16 protein-coding genes and 1 pseudogene are annotated in these 18335 nt (G+C 64.3%); 8 read left to right on the forward strand and 9 right to left on the reverse strand.

Features of this window, described 5'->3' with window-relative positions:
• Positions 1 to 51: 51 nt before the first annotated feature.
• From soxA to IVB45_RS10315, 7 genes are read right to left on the reverse strand one after another with little or no spacing between them, the layout of a single operon-like run.
• Entirely contained in the window at positions 52 to 831 is a 780-nt protein-coding gene (soxA, locus tag IVB45_RS10285; protein WP_247360075.1) for a sulfur oxidation c-type cytochrome SoxA, read from the reverse strand.
• On the reverse strand, positions 828 to 1145 hold the full coding sequence (gene soxZ / locus IVB45_RS10290; RefSeq protein ID WP_027568779.1) for a thiosulfate oxidation carrier complex protein SoxZ: 318 nt from the start codon (positions 1143 to 1145) through the stop codon (positions 828 to 830). The genes soxA and soxZ overlap by 4 nt, the downstream gene beginning before the upstream one ends.
• A complete protein-coding gene (locus tag IVB45_RS10295) occupies positions 1145 to 1612 on the reverse strand; it encodes a SoxY-related AACIE arm protein (protein WP_027568780.1) in 468 nt (155 codons plus the stop codon). Before IVB45_RS10295 ends, soxZ begins: the two co-directional genes overlap by 1 nt.
• Positions 1613 to 1620: 8 nt before the next feature.
• On the reverse strand, positions 1621 to 2073 hold the full coding sequence (soxX, locus tag IVB45_RS10300; RefSeq protein ID WP_247360074.1) for a sulfur oxidation c-type cytochrome SoxX: 453 nt from the start codon (positions 2071 to 2073) through the stop codon (positions 1621 to 1623).
• On the reverse strand, positions 2066 to 3337 hold the full coding sequence (locus IVB45_RS10305; protein WP_247360073.1) for an NAD(P)/FAD-dependent oxidoreductase: 1272 nt from the start codon (positions 3335 to 3337) through the stop codon (positions 2066 to 2068). The genes soxX and IVB45_RS10305 overlap by 8 nt, the downstream gene beginning before the upstream one ends.
• A gap of 54 nt (positions 3338 to 3391) precedes the next feature.
• Entirely contained in the window at positions 3392 to 5578 is a 2187-nt protein-coding gene (locus IVB45_RS10310) for a molybdopterin cofactor-binding domain-containing protein (protein WP_247360072.1), read from the reverse strand.
• Positions 5579 to 5589: 11 nt separating this feature from the next.
• On the reverse strand, positions 5590 to 6039 hold the full coding sequence (locus IVB45_RS10315) for a (2Fe-2S)-binding protein (RefSeq protein ID WP_247360071.1): 450 nt from the start codon (positions 6037 to 6039) through the stop codon (positions 5590 to 5592).
• A gap of 257 nt (positions 6040 to 6296) precedes the next feature.
• Between IVB45_RS10315 and IVB45_RS10320 the strand changes: the two genes are divergently transcribed.
• On the forward strand, positions 6297 to 7916 hold the full coding sequence (locus IVB45_RS10320; RefSeq protein ID WP_247360070.1) for a B12-binding domain-containing radical SAM protein: 1620 nt from the start codon (positions 6297 to 6299) through the stop codon (positions 7914 to 7916).
• A 4-nt stretch (positions 7917 to 7920) separates the two neighbouring features.
• Here IVB45_RS10320 and IVB45_RS10325 read toward each other — a convergent pair whose 3' ends face one another.
• On the reverse strand, positions 7921 to 9309 hold the full coding sequence (locus IVB45_RS10325) for an MFS transporter (RefSeq protein WP_247360069.1): 1389 nt from the start codon (positions 9307 to 9309) through the stop codon (positions 7921 to 7923).
• 169 nt (positions 9310 to 9478) lie between these two features.
• On the opposite strand from IVB45_RS10325, the gene IVB45_RS10330 reads away from it, so the two are divergent.
• Both IVB45_RS10330 and IVB45_RS10335 read left to right on the forward strand, forming a co-directional pair.
• Positions 9479 to 10540, forward strand: coding sequence for an isocitrate/isopropylmalate family dehydrogenase (locus tag IVB45_RS10330; protein WP_247360068.1), 1062 nt, complete (start codon positions 9479 to 9481; stop codon positions 10538 to 10540).
• A 241-nt stretch (positions 10541 to 10781) separates the two neighbouring features.
• Positions 10782 to 11135, forward strand: a complete 354-nt coding sequence (locus IVB45_RS10335) for a UBP-type zinc finger domain-containing protein (RefSeq protein ID WP_247360067.1) — start codon at positions 10782 to 10784, stop codon at positions 11133 to 11135.
• Positions 11136 to 11246: 111 nt separating this feature from the next.
• On the opposite strand, the gene IVB45_RS10340 is transcribed toward IVB45_RS10335, so the two are convergent.
• On the reverse strand, positions 11247 to 11990 hold the full coding sequence (locus tag IVB45_RS10340; RefSeq protein ID WP_247360066.1) for an SDR family oxidoreductase: 744 nt from the start codon (positions 11988 to 11990) through the stop codon (positions 11247 to 11249).
• Between the two features lie 162 nt (positions 11991 to 12152).
• Between IVB45_RS10340 and IVB45_RS10345 the strand changes: the two genes are divergently transcribed.
• The 5 genes and pseudogenes from IVB45_RS10345 to IVB45_RS10365 all read left to right on the forward strand — a co-directional run bounded on the left by IVB45_RS10345 (position 12153) and on the right by IVB45_RS10365 (position 18290).
• Positions 12153 to 12923 (forward strand): methyltransferase domain-containing protein, encoded by a 771-nt coding sequence (locus tag IVB45_RS10345; protein WP_027568788.1) that lies wholly within the window; start codon positions 12153 to 12155, stop codon positions 12921 to 12923.
• A 183-nt stretch (positions 12924 to 13106) separates the two neighbouring features.
• Complete coding sequence (locus tag IVB45_RS10350) at positions 13107 to 14108, forward strand: DctP family TRAP transporter solute-binding subunit (protein WP_247360065.1); 1002 nt, start codon at positions 13107 to 13109, stop codon at positions 14106 to 14108.
• Positions 14109 to 14259: 151 nt separating this feature from the next.
• A pseudogene (locus tag IVB45_RS39045) lies at positions 14260 to 14736 on the forward strand (TRAP transporter small permease subunit); the annotation flags it as partial.
• 219 nt (positions 14737 to 14955) lie between these two features.
• Positions 14956 to 16236 carry a TRAP transporter large permease subunit gene (locus IVB45_RS39050; protein WP_245287869.1) on the forward strand — a complete coding sequence of 427 codons (1281 nt, stop codon included), beginning with the start codon at positions 14956 to 14958 and terminating at the stop codon, positions 16234 to 16236.
• Positions 16237 to 16358: 122 nt separating this feature from the next.
• On the forward strand, positions 16359 to 18290 hold the full coding sequence (locus IVB45_RS10365; protein WP_247360064.1) for an alkyl sulfatase dimerization domain-containing protein: 1932 nt from the start codon (positions 16359 to 16361) through the stop codon (positions 18288 to 18290).
• Positions 18291 to 18335 lie beyond the last annotated feature (45 nt).

Genomic DNA, 18335 nt, shown 5'->3' on the forward strand with positions numbered 1-18335 from the left:
GGGCGGATACTAGCGGCCGTTCCGCGTCTGCCTAGCCCTAATCTGTGGAATTCAGGGCCGCACGGCCGGCGTTTCCATCGGCAAGCCATGCGCCCGCGACATCAGATAGAGTTCGAGCGCGACCAGCTCGGGCGCGCCGAAATCATAGGCCTGGGCGCGGACACCCGTCATGCAACTGCGTAGCCGCCGCTCCAGCGATCCCAGCGTCTGCCATTCCAAGCGATAAAGCGGATAGCCGGTCGGCTGTCCCTGCGTGATCGGCGCGCCGGCAAGCCGGTTGTTGAAATTGTCGTCGTGGCAATTGGTGCAGGCAAGGTTGAGCTGCCCTTCGCGCTGCATGAAGAGGTCGCGGCCCTGCTCGACGAATGACTTCAATTGCGGATCGTCGCCGGCCGTGATCGCGATGCCGCGCGATTGATGCGCGACGAAGGCGGACAGGGCCAGCAGGTCGCGGCTCTCGTAGGGGAGCGGCGTTGCCTGCTGATGATTGCTGCGGCACAGATTGATGCGCTGGTCGAGCGTGACCGGGCGTGCCAGCGCCTTGTCGAAGGCCGGGTAGCGCGCCGCGACCCCTTTCATGCTGCCGCGTGCATCGCCATGGCAATCCGCACAGGCCTTGTCGGCGCTGCCGGTCCTCTTCGTCCACAACGCCTCACCGTCGAGCACGAACAGCATGCCGGGATTTGAGCTGTCGTCATCCTGCATCGCACGCGTGTCCGGCCCCATAAACGAATAGCCGGAGCGACGCGCGTCCAGTCGAATCTCGCCGGCGAGCAGGGCAGGGGCCGTGGCGAGGAGCGCCGCGGCCGATATCGCGCGCCAAAAACTCATTCGACCGTGATCGACGCGGACGCGCTGGACGAATAGCCGTTGTCGCCGATCCATTCGAACTCGAACTTGCCGCTCTCCTTCGCGACCGTGAAGAACGACAGATAGGGATTGGCCGCGATCGCCGGGAAGAGATCGGCGCGAAAAATCTCGGTGCCGTTGTAGCGGCACGTGAAGCTCGTGATGATGTCGCGCGGGACCAGCGCGCCGTCCGCGGTATGGCGGAAGCCGGTCTCCATGATGTGCGAGGTCAACGTGCGGATCTCGACGATTTCGCCGCGTCTGGCTTTCGCCGGAACGTTGATGAGCGCGGCCATCAATTCATCTCCTCGGTGCAGGCGGCCAGCGTCACGACGATTTCGGTCGTGACCTGCCAGAACGTGTCGTCGGAAAGGCGCGCGATCGCCACCACCTTCTGGGTATCCGCGAGCCGAATCCGGGTCGAGATTTGGGCGCGGCCGGAGGAGGGGCCGAGATGGAAGTTGCCGATGTTCGGCTGCGGGTTCTTCTCGTTGAAGACGTGGATGCTCTTGACGTAGTCGTTCGCCGTCATCGGACTCGCGACGCTCACGGTCAGCGGCACCGTGTTGCCGTTCTCGACTAGCGGCGGAATGTCGAGCTTCACCTTGCCGGTGCGTACAGGTGCTTCGCCGACGACGTTGCGGATCGCGGCGGTGAGCATCGCCGGTGTCGCTTCGAGCGGTCGCAGGGTGACGATCGGGATCGTCCCGGCGACCGTCACGCTTCCGGCAAGGTTCAGGAATTGTCGTCGCGTGGTCGGCATGAACAGTCCTAGTCCCGAAGCGCTGCAATAAAAGCCACGATGTCCTCGATCTCGGCGGCGGACAAGATCGGTTTGCCGACGAAATTTCGCCCGACCCGCACGAGGTGATCGGTGCGATAATAGGACGGCATGATGGTCTCCGGGTTGAAGCGCGCCGCATCGACCAGTCGAAGCCGCAACTGGCTCACCGTCCAGCGGTTCCCCGCACCCGAGAGGTCAGGCGCGAGGTCGCCCTGGAACCGGGTCTCCGGGAAGGGGCCGGAATGGCACAGGATGCAGGTCGTCGTGCGCGCGAGCACGAGCGCGCGCCCGCGCGCGGCATCGCCGGGCGCGCCGGTGAGCGATTCCGCAATGCCGTCGCCGGCGATATTGTAGGGCAGGAGCTCCTCGGCTCCCGCATGGCAGGCGAAGGCGATACTGGCGGCGGTCAGCGCTGCGATATGGGCCAATGTTCTAGCCAAAGGTGTCCGCCGTGATGGTTTGAAACCAGCGCTCGGCTTCGGTTGCCTCGCGGGCGCGCAATTCGCGCGGCGCATCGACCGGGCTGGTCGCGCCGCCCTCGACCTCGGCGAAGATGTCGCCCCTGGGCTGGTAATTGCCCGCGAGTGAAAAGCCGTAGCCGGGTGCGACAATGTTGTAACAGACGCCCGTCAGTCGCGGCGTTTCTGGTGCGCGGCCGGCAAGGAGGCTCACGATCGCGGCGGCGCAGGCCTTGCCTTGTGCGCTTGCCGCGGATGCCGATTTGGGAATGCCCCCGCCCAGGCAGGCATCGCCGATGACGTGGATCTTCGGGACGAGTTTCGATTCGAAGGTGACGGGATCGATCGGGCACCAGCCGGTGGCATCCGCAGCGCCCGCGACCTCGGCGATGCGTCCGGCTCGCTGCGGCGGGATGACGTTGGCGACATCAGGCGTGTAGTTGCCGAATTCGGTGACGATGGTCCTTGTCGCGGGATTGACCGAGGTCACGCGGCCGCCTTGCGACAGCCCGATGCGTTCGATCATGTCGCCGTAAAGCTCCTTCCACGCCTTCTCGAACAGTCGCTGCTGGGAGAAATTGTCCTTGGCATCGAGGATCAACACTTTCGAGCGCGGCTTCTTGGTTTTCAAGTAATGCGCGATCAAGCTGGCGCGCTCGTAAGGCGCCGGCGGACAGCGCGAGGGATTGGCGGGGATCGCAATGGCGACAGTGCCGCCGTCCGGCATGGCCTCCAACTGGCGACGCAGCAGCAGCGTCTGCGCGCCGGCCTTCCAGGCATGCGGCATCTTTTCTGATGCCGCGTCGTCGTAGCCAGGCAGAGCCTCGAAATGGAAGTCGATGCCGGGAGAGAGGACGAGACGATCATAGGGAAGCGCAACGCCATCGGCCGTCACGACGCTGCGCAGCTGCGGCTCGATTGTGGTCACGGCCTGGCTGATCACCGTCACGCCTTCGGCACCGAGCCTGTCATAGCCAAATTGCTGAGCTTCGATGTCGCGCAGGCCGGCAATTACCTCGTTGCTGAAGGGGCAGGAGGTGAAGACCGCATTGGGTTCGATCAGGATGACTTGCAAGTTTGCCTGCGCGCGCTTCAGCGCGCGGGCGCACGCGGCGCCGCCAAAGCCGCCGCCGACCACGACGACGCGGCCCGCCGATTGCGCGCGCAGGATCGAAGGAACGGCGAATGATGTGGCCGCGGCGGTGATGCCGAGGACGGCATCCCGCCGTGTCACCGGCGCATTCATGAGTCTTGTCCGGAAAGGGTGCCGCGGCGAGCGTTACGGCCGCCGCGGCGTTTCTCAGGCGAAGGTGATGTTCTGATCGCGTAACGGCACCGAGCGGATGCGTTTGCCCGTCGCCGCGAAGTATGCGTTGAGCACCGCCGGTGCCGCGACGCCGATGGTCGGCTCGCCGACGCCGCCCCAGAACCCGCCGCTCGGCACCATCACCGATTCGACCTTCGGCATCTCGTTGATGCGCATCGAATTGTAGGTGTCGAAGTTGGTCTGCTCGATCTTGCCGTCCTTGACGGTGCAGCCGCCGTAGAACAAGGCACTAAGGCCATAGACGAAGGAGCCTGCGATCTGTCGGTCCACCTGCGCCGGATTGACGACGTAGCCGGGATCGGTGGATGCGACGATACGATGCACCTTGATCTTGTTGCCGTCGGTCACCGAGATTTCGGCGGCGCCGGCGACATAGCTGCCATAGCCCATCACCTGCGCGATGCCGCGATAGATGCCCTGCGGCGCCGGGGTGCTCCAGCCGATCTTCTCGGCCACGGCGTTGAGCACCGCCAGATGCTTGGGATGATTGCCCATCAGCTTGCGGCGGAATTCGAGCGGGTCCTGGCCTGCGGCCTGGCCCAGCTCGTCCATGAAGCATTCCATGTAGATCGCGTTGTGATTGACGTTGACGCCGCGCCAGAAGCCCGGCGGAACGTGCGGGTTGCGCATCGCATGCTCGACCAGCAGGTTCGGCACGGAGTAACCGAACGCGGCTTCGCCGGACTGGGCGACGCCCTGGAACGCGGCCGGATCCATGCCGTTCTGCAGCGCTTCGGGGCGGAGCGAGAACAGGATCGATTGCCCGGATAGGCGATAGTGCAGCGCGACCAGATTGTTGTCCGCATCGAACGCGCCGGTCATTTTGCACTGGGTGATCGGGTGATATCGGCCGTGCGCCATGTCCTCTTCGCGCGACCACAACAGCTTGATCGGCGTGCCCGGCATCTCCATGGCGATCAAGACGGCTTGGCGGACGTAGTCGGTCTGGCCGCGCCGGCCGAAGCCGCCGCCGGGCATCACCTTGTGCACGTCGCACTTCTCCGCCGGCAGGCCCGACGCTTCCAACGTGGCCGCGAAGGCCGCCTCGCCATTCTGCGTGCCGCACCAGACCTCGCATTTGTCCGCCGTGTAGAGCGCCGTGGCGTTCATCGGCTCCATGGTGGCGTGGTTCTGGTAGGGATAGCTGTAGACGGCCTCGATCTTCTTGGCGGCACCGGCAATCGCCGCCTTGGCGTCGCCGTTCTTGTTGCCGACATAGGCCGGCTGCCCGTTGTCGAGACCCTCGGTCAGCCATTTCGCGATCGACTCGCTCGAGACCTTGGCGTTGTCGCCCTCGTCCCAGACGATCGGCAGCGCCTCCAGCGCGGTCTTGGCGTGCCACCAGGTGTCGGCAACGACCGCGACCGCGGTGTCGCCGACCTTGACGACCTTCTTGACGCCTTTCATGCCGGTGATCTTGGCTTCGTCATAGCTCTTCAGCTTGCCGCCGAACACCGGGCAGTCCTTGATCGCGGCGTTCAGCATGCCCGGCTGCTTGACGTCGATGCCGTAGATCATGGTGCCGGTGGTCTTCTCGGCGGTGTCCAGCCGCTTCACGCCCTTGCCGATCAGCTTCCAGTCCTTGGGGTCCTTCAGCTTGACGTCGGCCGGTGGCGTCAACTTGGCCGCGGCCTCGGCCACCTTGCCGTAGGTGGTGGTCTTGCCGGACGGCGTGTGGGTGATGACGCTGTTCGCGACCGTGCATTCGGACGCCGGCACTTTCCACGCCTCGGCGGCAGCCTGGATCAGCATCACGCGCGCGGTGGCACCGCCCTTGCGGACATAGTCTTGCGAAGAGCGGATGCCGCGGCTGCCGCCGGTCGAGAAATCGCCCCAGACGCGCTTGCGGGCGACGCTCTGGCCCGGTGTCGGATATTCGGTCGAGACCTTCGACCAGTCGCATTCGAGTTCCTCGGCGACCAGCTGGGCAAGGCCGGTGAGCGAGCCCTGGCCCATTTCGGAGCGGGCGATGCGGATGACGACGGTGTCGTCGGGCCTGACCACGACCCAGGCGCCGATCTCGGGGGAGCCGTCGGCCGCGCGGACCACGGCGGGGCCGCCGAAGGGGATATCGAGGCCGATTGCGAGACCTGCGCCGACCGCGGCGGTGCCGACGACGAAGGCACGGCGGTTCATCCTGGGAGAGACATGCTTGTTCATGTGGCGGCTCCTTACGCGCTTGCGATCGTGTGGATCGCTTCGCGCACCTGCTGGAAGGTGCCGCAGCGGCAGATATTGGTGATGGCCTCGTCGATGTCGGCGTCGGTCGGCTTCGGCTTCTCGCTCAGCAGCGCCGCCACCGCCATGATCATGCCGCTCTGGCAATAGCCGCATTGCGGAACATCTTGGGCGATCCAGGCTTCCTGCACTTTGTGCAGTGCGTTGCCGGAGGCGAGCCCTTCGATGGTCGTGATCTTCTTGCCTGCGGCCTCGCTGACCGAAACGCCGCAGGAGCGGGTGGCGACGCCGTCGATGTGAACGGTGCAGGCGCCGCATTGTGCAATGCCGCAGCCATATTTCGTACCGGTCAGGCCGGCATTCTCGCGGATCGCCCACAGCAGGGGCGTATCCGGCTCGACGTCGAGCGTGAAGGTTTTTCCGTTGATTGTTAGGTTTGCCATCGCAGTCCCCTGATTGGCCCAATCCATCGACTGGACTCAGCGGCGCAATGTGTCCGGCAAATTGGAAACGTTCAAATCAATAGTCCGAGGGGTAACCGGCGGGGATTCCTTCCCCGGGCGCCCGCGGCATGGCTTGGGGCGACGTTTACTGGCTTCCGCGCCGCCCCCCTTGGAACTGAGAGCGACAGTTTGTCCCTTTTGCCGGGGTGCAAGTCGACAATGCTCTGCTACAGTGGAATCAGCCAAAAAGAGGTTCCATGAACGTACCGCAGCCTTGCAAAGTCCTGATGCTCTATCCGCTGTTCTCGGCAGAGTCCTTCTGGAGCTTTGGCGAATCCTGCAAAGTGTTGGGCGTAAAGCGCCCCGCGGCCCCTTTGGGGCTGATCACCGTTGCCGCGATGCTGCCCGAGAGCTGGACGGTCCGGCTGATCGATTGCAACACGGAAGCCTTCAGCGACGAGGATCTTTCCTGGGCCGACGTCGTCTTCACCGGCGGAATGATGCCGCAGCAGGCCGACACGCTGCGCCTGATCGAAATTTGCCGTGCCGCGGGCAAGCCGGTGGTCGTCGGCGGTCCCGATCCCACCTCGAGCCCCCATATCTATGAGAGGGCCGACTTCCAGGTGCTCGGCGAGGCCGAAAGCGTTCTCCACGAATTCGTCGCCGCGTGGGACAGTGGCGCACGCTCCGGCGTCTTCATCGCGCCGAAATTCCAGGCCGACGTCACCAAGACGCCGGTGCCGCGCTTCGACCTGCTCAAGTTCGAGGATTACCTTTATCTCGGTGTGCAGTATTCCCGCGGCTGCCCGTTCACCTGCGAGTTCTGCGACATCATCGAGCTCTATGGCCGGGTGCCGCGAACCAAGACGAACGAGCAGATGTTGGTCGAGCTCGACAGGCTCTACGCCATGGGCTACCGCGGCCATCTCGACTTCGTCGACGATAATTTCATCGGCAACAAGAAGTCGCTCCGGCTGTTCCTGCCCCAGCTCGCCGAATGGCAGCGCGCCCACGGCTATCCCTTCGAATTGTCCACTGAAGCCTCTGTCAATCTGGCCGACGATCCCGAACTATTGGACCTGATGGGCCAGGCGAATTTCTTCGCCATCTTCGTCGGTATCGAAAGTCCGGATCCGGCGACGCTGGTCGCGATGCGGAAGAAGCAGAACACGCGGCGCAACATCGCCGAGAGCATCCACAAGATCTACGCCGCGGGCATGCTCGTCACCGCGGGTTTCATCGTCGGCTTCGACAATGAGAAGCTCTCGATGGCTGATGCCATGATCGACTTCATCGAAGAGGCGGCGATCCCGGTCAGCATGGTCGGCCTGCTCTATGCCTTGCCGAACACCCAGCTGACGCGCCGCCTGGAGCGCGAAGGCCGGCTGCATCCGGGCCATGACCTGGCGCCGACCATCGGCGCGGATCAGTGCACCGCCGGGATCAACTTCGATCCGGTGCGTCCATTGCGCGACATCCTGACGGACTACAAGCGCGTGCTGGAGCACATCTACAGCCCGGCGGCCTATGCAAGGCGCATCGACCGTCTGATGACGCTGCTCGACCGCTCTCGCCAGCGCCAGGAGCTCGCGGAAGGCGATATCCGCGCCCGGATCGGCGCGATGGAAACGGTGCACAAGGTCGTCACAGCCCTTCCCGAGGCGCGCGGGCCGCTGTGGCAGACCTTCATGAACTGCGCCAAGCGCGACACCACGTCGGCGCGGATTGCCGTGCAGATGATCGCCGCCTATGCGCATCTCGGGCCGTTCTCGCGCAAGGTCATCGCTGCCATCGATACGCGCCTCGCCGCACTCGACGAGGAGACGGTCATTCCGGTCGCGACCGTCGAGGTGACGGTGGCCCGACATCTGGCCTGACGGTCTACTTCACCGCCAGCCGCAAAAAGCTCATCACGCTGCCGAGTGCCGCGAACCCGGCGCCGAGTGCCAAGGCCACGACCGCGCCGTCGTGACCGGCGAGCGAGAAGCAGGCTGCGGCGAGCGCCGCCCCCGTCGTCTGCCCCGTCAGGCGCGCGGTGGCGACGATGCCCGAGGCGCTGCCGCTGCGATGCGGTGGCGCGCTCGACATCACCGCCTTCATGTTCGGCGCCTGGAAGAAGCCGAAGCCCATGCCGCAAATCACCATCCGCCAGATGATGTCGGGAATCGCAGGATTGGCCGGCAGCATCGCGAGCAGCGCCATGCCGAGGCCGAGCAGCACGAGGCCGATGCCGCCGAGCAGTCCGACCGCGTGCCGGTCGGAGAGGCGCCCGGCGATCGGCGCCATGATGCCGACCACCAGCGGCCACGGCGTCATGAAGAAGCCGGTCTCGACCTGCGAACGCCCCAGCACGTCCTCGAAATAGAACGGCAGCGAGACGAAGGCGAGGCCCTGCACCGCAAAGGAACACACCGCCGTCGCCGCCGACAGCGCGAACATCGGCCGGCTGAACAGGTCGATCGGCAGCATCGGCGCCGGATGGTCGGCATGGCGGCGCGTCAGGATGAAGCCGAGCGCGAGAGCCGTGACCAGCTCGATGCCCACGACCACCGGTGAGAGATTATGCGCAGCACTGCCGATGCCCGTGATGAACAGGCCGAGGCAGGCCGACGCGAGGGCCGCGCCGAGAAAGTCAAAGCCGTGATCGGCGCGCGGCGTCTTCGGCAGCATCGCAAATCCGATGCCGAGCGCGACGAGGCCGAACGGGATGTTGACGGCGAACAGCCATGGCCACGGGCCAAGCGCGAGGATGGCGGAGGCGATCGAGGGACCGAAGGTGAAGGCGGTCGCGACCACCAGCGCGTTGTGGCCGAAGCCGCGGCCGAGCATCCTTCCGGGATAGACGAAGCGCACCAGCGCCGTGTTGACGCTCATGATGCCGCTCGCACCCAGCCCTTGCAGCGTGCGCGCAACCAGCAGGCTCTCCAGCGACCAGGCCACCGCGCAGAACAGCGAGGCGATGGTGAACAGGATCAGGCCGCCAAGATAGATGCGCTGGTGCCCGACGATCTCGCCGAGTGCTCCCAGCGGCAGCAGCGTCGCCACCAGCGCGATCTGGTAGACGTTGACCACCCAGACCGATTGCTCTGGGCTGACATGCAGGTCGCCGGCAATGGCGGGCAGCGCGATGTTGGCGATCGCGGTGTCGAGCGAGGCCATCGCCAGCGCGGTGAAGATCGCGGCAATGGCCCAGTGCCGCTGTGCGGCTGGAAGGCCGTCGGAAATGGTGTGGTCGGGCTCGCGCGCGCCGGAAGGTAACGTGATTGTCATTGCGTGGGCGCGTGGCTCCGGAGGCCGGCTACAGGGGACTTGGCATGTACTACGGCGCGGCCGCGTTCCACAGGCATATGCTTGCATGCAGTGTATGCGCGAAGGCTGGGCGATGAACCTGCGCGCCGGCGTATGATCGCGCGAACTGCTGCAATGTCAGGGGAGCGCCATGCACATCGTCGTTTTGCCCGGTGACGGCATCGGGCCTGAGATCACGACCGCGACATCAGGCGTGCTGCGCGCGGCCTCCGAGCGCTTCCAGCTCAATCTGCGGCTGGAGGAGCACGCAGTCGGCCATGCGAGTCTCAAGCAATTCGGTACGACGGTGCGCCCCGAGCTGCTCGACATCGTCCGCGCCGCCGACGGCCTGATCCTCGGGCCGACCGCGACCTTCGATTTCAAGGACGAGGCCCATGGCGAGATCAACCCGTCGCGGCATTTTCGCAAGAACCTCGACCTCTACGCCAATGTCCGGCCGGCACGCACCTATGCGGGGCTGTCCGGCCGGGTCGGCGATTTCGACCTCGTCGTGGTGCGCGAGAACACGGAAGGGTTTTACGCCGACCGCAACATGGAGCAGGGCAATGGCGAGATGCTGGTCACATCGGACGTCGTGATCTCGCTACGCCGGATCACGCGCCTGTGCTGCGAGCGCATCGCGCATGCGGCGTGCCGGCTGGCGATGAAGCGGCGTAAGCATTTGACCATCGTGCATAAGGCCAATGTGCTCAAGCTTGGCGACGGCATGTTCCTCGAGATCTGCCGCGAGACGGCGAAGGCCTATCCCGGTCTTGGGGTCGACGACATCCTCGTCGACGCCATGATGGCGCATGTGGTGCGCAACCCCGACCGCTTCGACGTCATCGTCGCCACCAACATGTTTGGCGACATCCTGTCCGATCTCACCGCCGAGCTCTCCGGCAGCCTCGGGCTCGGCGGCTCGCTCAATGTCGGCGACAGCCACGCCATGGCGCAGGCCGCGCATGGCTCGGCACCTGACATAGCCGGACAGGACGTTGCCAATCCGGTCTCGTTGATCCTGTCCACGGCGCTGCTGCTCGGATGGCACGGCGAGAACAGCGGCGCGGTGCGTTACGAGGAAGCCGCACGTGCGATCGAGGCGGCGGTCGCGAAGGCGATCGGCGAGGGCAGGGCGACACGCGACGTCGGCGGCAAGCTCGGCACGATCGCAGCGGGGGTCGCGATCGCGGAGATCCTGCAGGCGGGGTGAGTGGTCACGCGGGGGCTTGCGAGGTTTTTTTGAGGGCCCGAAACAAAAAAACGCGAAAACAACCCCATGCACAGTAGAGCGCCCCTTGATCGATAAGGGATTTTCGAACCGCGTCACGACGACATTCGCCGCCGCCATGACGTTGACCCGTCGGGCAAAACACTGGCAAAATGCGATCGTGGCGGAGATCGCGGCGTGAATGCATCGGTGGTGGCCGCGGGCAATTTCGGTGAGCTGACCTATGAAGTCTGAGAGGGGTGGCATCAATCTCGCGGCCAAACCAAGCGGAACGGGGTGCGTGGAATGCTCGGATGCGGGCGGGTGGTGGTTTCACCTTCGCAGATGTGTCGAATGCGGTCACATCGGCTGCTGTGATGCGTCACCAAATCAGCACGCAACGAAACACAGCGCGGCGACAGGTCATCCGATCATCACGAGCTTCGAGCCGGGCGAACGATGGTTTTACGACTATCGCACGGGAGAGGCTTTCGCCGGCCCGAAGCTTCAAGGTCCTCACGCGCATCCGTTGGATCAGCCGGTGCCCGGACCGGACGGCGCGGTGCCTCCAGACTGGCAAACGCTGCTGCATGAGTAAGGCGGTAGGCCGTAGGATGGGTAGAGCACTTGCGAAACCCATCAGGTTTCACGTCGTATGCTGTCGATGGGTTTCGCTGCGCTCTACCCATCCTACGAAGTCCAATCGGTTCTAGAACTGATACCTCCGCAGCCCCCCATCCACCGGGATCACCGTGCCCGTGATGTACCGCGCCACCGGTGACGCCAAGAACACCGCCAACGCCGCTAGGTCCTCCGGCTCGCCCCAATAGCCGACCGGGATCTCTTCCTCCGCGAAGCGCTCGCGATAATCAGGCGCGTAGTTGCGGCGGATCTGTTCGCTCATGATGCGGCCGGGCGGGATGCAGTTGATGGTGATGCCGTGCTCACCGATCTCGCGCGACAGGCCCTTGGCCCAGGCGTGCACGGCGGCTTTGGCGGCGAACGCGGCGTTGAGGCCTTCCGGCTCGGACTTGCCGGTGATGTTGACGATGCGGCCCCATTTGCGTTCGATCATCTGCGGCAGCAGCGCATGCGCGATGCGGCGGTAGCTGGTGAAATTCAGCGCGATCGCCTCGTCCCATTGGCTGTCGGGCGCATCGACGGGGAGGGGGCGGCTGCCGCCGGCATTGTTGATGAGGATGTCGACATGGCCGAGCTCTTTGAGCGCGAAGGCCGAAATCTTCTCGGCCGAGTCCTTGGCCATCACGTCCTGCTCGAAGGGCGTGATCAGACCGGAGCCGACTTCTTTCACCAGTTCGGCGAGCAGGTCGGTCCGCCGTGCCACGCCGATGACGCGCACGCCTTCGGCAGCCAAGCCCTTGGCGATGGCACGGCCGATGCCGACGCTGGCTCCGGTGACGACGGCGGCTTTCGATGTGAGCCCGAGATCCATGGTGACACGCCCTCTTGTTCGCTTTTCTGCTTGTCGCTGGGCCGTTCGTTTTTCTGTTCGTTTCCTGCCCTGTCCCCGTCAGCCTGATTTGCCCGACCGGGACGAGCAGTGGTAACCAAGAGCCGCGTTGAAGGAAACACGAAAAAGAAAAGGCGCCGAGCGATGGTCTGGGATCCGCAGCAATATCTGAAATTCTCCGGCCACCGGCTCCGGCCCGCCGTCGACCTCTTGATGCGGATTCCGGATTCTGGTCCGCGTGCGGTTGCCGATCTTGGCGCCGGCGCCGGCAACGTCACCAAGCTGATCAAGGAGCGTTGGCCGGACGCGACGGTGACCGGTGTCGAGGGTTCGGCCGAGATGGTCGCCGCCGGCCGCAAGGCGGCGCCGGATGTGGAATGGTCACACGAGGACCTCGGCCACTGGCGCCCGACGAAGCAATATGACGTCGTCTATTCCAATGCCGCACTGCACTGGCTGCCCAATCATGCGGCCCTGTTTCCATCGATCATGGAGAAGGTGACGCCCGGCGGAATGCTCGCCGTGCAGATGCCGCGCAACTTTCTGGCGCCCTCGCATGTGCTGATCGGCGAGACCGCGCTGAACGGCCCCTGGCGGTCCAAGGTCGAGCATCTCGTCACGCCGCCGCCGGTCGAAGCGCCGGCCTACTATCACGGTCTTCTTGCTCCGATGTCGGCCAATATCGACATCTGGGAGACCGAATATCTGCAGGTGCTGGAAGGCGAGAACCCCGTGAAGGAATGGACCAAGGGGACCTGGCTGACGCGCTATCTCGACATCTTGCAGGGCGACGAGAAGGCCGCGTTCGAAGCTGCCTATGGGATGCGGGTCGCGAAAGCCTATCCGAAGAACGCCGCGGGACAGACGCTGTTTCCGTTCCGGCGTCTGTTCATGGTTGCCCAGCGCAACGGCTGATCGCACTGCCGCAATGCGACATAAGCGCTCGCTTCCGGAACGGCAGCAGGAGCCGGGTTGCGCAAGATAGCTTGGCTGCGGCAAATTGGGCTTAGGTCTAGTTGTTCGGGTGGCGGATTGCTGTCAGTACTGAAATCGGAAAACAAAAAGACCCGGTTTTAGAGGTTGTTGGGAGGTTCGTTCATGCGCAAGCTGCTTCTTGCGGTCGCGGCCGCAGCCATTCTTTTGGCGCCAGCCGTTGTCGAGGCCCAGAGCCCGATCGTCATCAAATTCAGCCACGTCGTCGCCAACGACACGCCCAAAGGCAAGGGCGCCCTGAAGTTCAAGGAACTTGCGGAGAAATACACCGACGGCAAGGTAAAGGTCGAAATCTACCCGAACTCCACGCTGTACAAGGACAAGGAGGAGATCGAGGCGCTGCAGCTCGGCTCGGTGCACATGCTCGCCCCTTCGACCGCGAAGTTCGCCCCGCTCGGGATCAAGGAGTTCGAGGCGCTCGACCTGCCCTGGCTGTTCAAGGACGACCAGACCTATTCCAACGCGATGAAGGGCACGATCGGCAAGTGGCTGTTCGATAAGCTGGAGACCAAGGGCATCACCGGGCTCGCTTACTGGGACAACGGCTTCCACATGCTCTCCGCCAACCGCGCCCTGATGAAGCCGGCCGACTTCCAGGGTCTCAAATTCCGCATCTCCGGATCGAAGGTCGCCGACCAATATCTCCGGATCATGGGCTCGATCCCGCAGATCATGGCGTTTTCCGAAGTCTACCAGGCTTTGCAGACGGGCGTGGTCGACGGCTGCGAGAACACCGCGTCCAACTACCTGACGCAGAAGTTCTACGAGGTGCAGAAGGACATCACCGTGTCCTATCACGCGCACCTGCAATATGCCGTCATCGTCAATTCGAAATTCTGGTCCGGCCTGCCGCCCGATATCCGCGCCCAGCTCGAGAAGGCGATGAACGAGGCGACCGACTACACCAACCAGATCGCGCACCAGGAAAACGAGGACGCGCTGGCCGAGATCAAGAAGACGGGCAAGACCACGCTGCATTATCTGACTGACGCCGATCGCAAGGCGTGGCAGGAAGCGATGCAGCCGACCTACAAATGGGCAAAGGGGCGGGTCGGGCAGGAGGTGCTCGATCTCGTCGCCAAGGAACTCGACGTCAAGATGAACTGACGCCGGCGCGCTCTGAGAACAACCATGAACGGTCGGGGGTGATCGCACTCCCGGCCGTTGCTCTTGAATGATCAGCCAAGCTGAGGGGACCAAGTTGCTGCGTGCATTGAATCGTGTGCTCGATCATCTCGAGGAATGGCTGATCGCGACGATGATCGCGGCCGCGACATCGCTCATCTTCGTTGCCGTGCTGCACCGATATGGCGCCGGGCTGTCGATCGACATCGCCAAATGGGCGGAGGCGCGCAACCTGGCCTTGCTGGCCGTCCCCGCGCGAGCCGCGTTCGTCTGGCTTGCCGCTCTCGACCTGTCCTGGGCGCAGGAACTCTGCATCTACATGTTCATCTGGATGGCGAAGTTCGGTGCGGCCTACGGCGTGCGCACCGGCATCCATGTCGGCGTCGACGTCCTGGTCAATATCCTTCCCGGCGGATCGCGACGCCGCGTCATCACGTTCGGCCTGATGTGCGGCGCCCTTTTCACGGCGATCGTGTGCTATTTCGGGGCCGCGTTCGTCAGCCAGATGTGGCAGACCGGCCAGCAATCCAACGATTTGGAAGCGCCGATGTGGCTGGTGTATCTCACCATCCCGCTCGGCTCCGGGCTGATGTGCTTCCGCTTCCTGCAGGTCGCCTGGTCGTTCTATCGCACCGGCGAGTTGCCGCATCACGACATGGCCGGCGTCGAGGGCGTCGAAATAGACCCGGTCCATCCGGCCCCGGTCACGCGCAGTCAGGTCGTCCGCGACGAACGCAGCCCGCTCGGCTGGGTCCTGATGTTGTTGCCGGTCCTGATCGTCGCCGTGTGCTTCGCCCATTCGGCGCACGTGATCACGCTGCCGCAAGGCCTGCGTGTCGCCGTCGTCTTCGGCCTCCTGCTGTCGTTGATGCTCACGGGCATGCCGATCTCGATCGCGCTCGGCCTGACCGTGCTCAGCTTCATGTTCACGTTGACCGACGTGCGGACGGAATCGGTGGCGCTGAAGCTGTTCACCGGCATCGAGAGCTTCGAGATCATGGCGATCCCGTTCTTCATCCTTGCCGGCAACTTCCTGACCCATGGCGGCGTGGCGCGCCGGATGATCACATTCGCGACTTCGCTGGTCGGTCATTGGTACGGCGGTCTTGCGCTCTCGGGCGTGGTCGCCTGTGCGCTGTTCGCCGCGATTTCCGGCTCGTCGCCGGCCACCGTGGTTGCGATCGGATCGGTGATCCTGCCCGCGATGGTCGCGCAGGGATTTCCGAAGAGGTTCGGGGCGGGCGTGATCACGACCTCCGGCTCGCTGGGAATTCTCATTCCACCGTCGATTCCGATGGTTCTTTTTGCCGTCTCCACCAACACCTCCGTCGGCAAGCTGTTCATCGCCGGCATCGTGCCGGGACTCGTGCTCGCCATGCTGCTCGGCGCCACGACGTTCTATCGGGCCTGGCGTAACGACTATCCGAGGATGCCGAAAGCAACCCTCTACGAGCGCTTCGATGCGTTCCGCAAGTCGATCTGGGGTATCCTGCTGATCGTGATCGTGATCGGCGGCATCTACAGCGGCCTGTTCACGCCGACCGAAGCTGCCGCCGTCAGCGCGGTGTACGCCTTCATCGTCGCCGTGTTCATCTACAAGGATCTGAAGCTGCGAGACGTGCCGCGGGTGCTGCTGTCGTCGGCAAATCTTTCGGCGATGCTGCTCTACATCATCACCAACGCCGTCCTGTTCTCGTTCCTGATGACTTACGAGAACGTGCCGCAAGCGCTCGCGCAATGGATGATCGACCAGGGCCTCGGCTGGATCGGCTTCCTCCTCGTCGTCAATCTCCTGCTGCTGTTGGCCGGCAACGTGATGGAGCCGTCCTCGATCATCCTGATCATGGCGCCGATCCTGTTTCCGGTTGCGATCAAGCTCGGCATCGATCCGATCCATTTCGGCATCCTGATGACGGTGAACATGGAGGTCGGGCTGTGCCATCCGCCGGTCGGCCTCAATCTCTACGTCGCCTCGGGCATCGCCAAGATGGGTATCACCGAGCTCACGGTCGCGGTGTGGCCGTGGCTGCTGACGATGCTGGGATTCCTGGTGCTCGTGACCTACTGGCCGGGTCTGTCGCTGTGGCTGCCAAGATTGCTGGGCATGTAGCCCGCGAACACGCTGCATCCTCTCCACCTGTGGGCGCGGGGAAACGCATCACTCCGTCCCCACCATGGCAATCGACCGCGAGATGCGGTTAGATGCCGCACGCAGGCGGGGAGGAGATCAAGATGACGGACACGTCCAGCAACGAGCCGAAGGGCGCAACACCGTCCGTTATCGCGCAGCAAACGGCGATGCTGAATGCGTTGCCGTTCTCCGACACGCGGGATTTCGACGATTCCGCGCGCGGCTTCCTCGGCACCATCGAAAACGCGGAGATCAGCAATCCGCAAGGGCGGACGGTCTGGAGCCTCGAGCCTTACGGCTTTCTCGCCGCCGAGCAGGCGCCGGCCACGGTCAATCCGAGCCTGTGGCGGCAGTCGCGGCTCAACATGCAGCACGGCCTGTTCGAGGTCGTGCCCGGCGTGTACCAGGTGCGTGGGCTCGACATCGCCAACATGACGCTGATCGAAGGCGACAGCGGCGTCATCGTCGTCGACACCCTGACCTCGATCGAGGGCGCGCGCGCCGCGCTCGAACTCTACTACAGGCACCGCGGCCAGCGACCGGTCGCGGCCGTGATCTTCACGCACACCCACACCGACCATTGGGGCGGCGCGCGCGGCGTGCTGGAGGAGGATGCACGCGCGAGCGGCGGCGTGCCGGTCATCGCGCCGAACTTGTTCATGGAGCATGCCGTCTCCGAGAACATCATCGCGGGACCTGCGATGCTGCGGCGGGCGCAGTACCAGTTCGGGCCTCTCCTCGCCAAGGGCGCGCGTGGGCAGGTCGATTGCGGCCTCGGCAAGTCGATGGCAGCAGGGTCGGTGGCGCTGCTGCGGCCGACCGATTTGATCATGGCGACCGGCGACCGGCGCGTGATCGACGGCGTCGAATTCGAATTCCAGATGGCCCCGAACAGCGAAGCGCCGGCGGAGATGCATTTCTTCATCCCGCGCTACAAGCTGTTGAACCTCGCCGAGAACTGCACCCATAATTTCCACAATCTGCTGCCGTTCCGCGGCGCCGACGTACGCGACGCGCTGGCCTGGTCGAAATATCTGGGCGAGGCCTTGCAGCTCTGGGATGGCAAGGCGGAGGCGATGTGCGGCCAGCATCACTGGCCGGTGTGGGGACGCGAACGCATCGGAACGATGATCCGGCAGCAGCGCGACCTCTATAAGTTCGCGCATGACCAGACCATCCGCCTGATGAACCACGGCCTCACCGCGGCCGAGATCGCCGAAACGATCCAGCTGCCCGAGAGCCTGGAGGGCGCCTGGCACGGCCGCGGCTATTACGGCCACATCCGGCACAATGTGAAGGCGATCTATCAAAAGTACCTGGGCTGGTACGACGCCAATCCGGTCAATCTCGATCCGCTGCCGCCGGTGGAGTCGGGCAAGAAATATGTGGAGTACATGGGCGGCGCCGACGCCATCCTCGCGCGGGCGCGTGCCGATTTCGACAAGGGCGAATTCCGCTTCGTGGCGCAGGCGCTCGGCCATCTCGTCTTTGCCGAGCCGGACAATCAGGCTGCGCGTGCGTTGCTGGCGGATACGCTGGAGCAGCTCGGCTACGCCGCCGAAAGCGCGACCTGGCGCAATGCCTATCTGTTCGGCGCGCAGGAATTGCGCCAGGGCATGCCGAAAGTGCCGGCGCGGCCGCCCATGCCGCGCGAGACGCTGGCGGCGCTGCGCACCTCACAGCTCTGGGACGTGCTCGGCATCCGCCTCAACGGACCGAAGGCGGAAGGAAAGCACATCGTGCTGAACTGGAGCTTTTCCGATACCGGCGAGACCTTCGTGCTCAATCTGGAGAACTGCGCGCTCACCTACACAGAGGGCATGCAGGCGGAAAGCGCCGATGCCAGCTTCACGCTCGCGCGGTTGACGCTCGACGAGGTGATCGCAAAACTGACCAGCTTCCCGGAGGCCGTGGCCGCCGGCAAGGTCAAATTCGTCGGCAACCCGATGCGCCTAGCCGAGCTGATGGGCCTGATGGACGAATTCCCGCGCATGTTCGAGATCGTCGAGCCGAAGCGGGCGGTGGTGAGGTAGCGCTAAGCCTTCTTCCGTCATCGCGAGCGCAGCGAAGCAATCCAG

This window comes from Bradyrhizobium sp. 4 (genome assembly GCF_023100905.1).
Classification (GTDB): Bacteria; Pseudomonadota; Alphaproteobacteria; order Rhizobiales; family Xanthobacteraceae; genus Bradyrhizobium.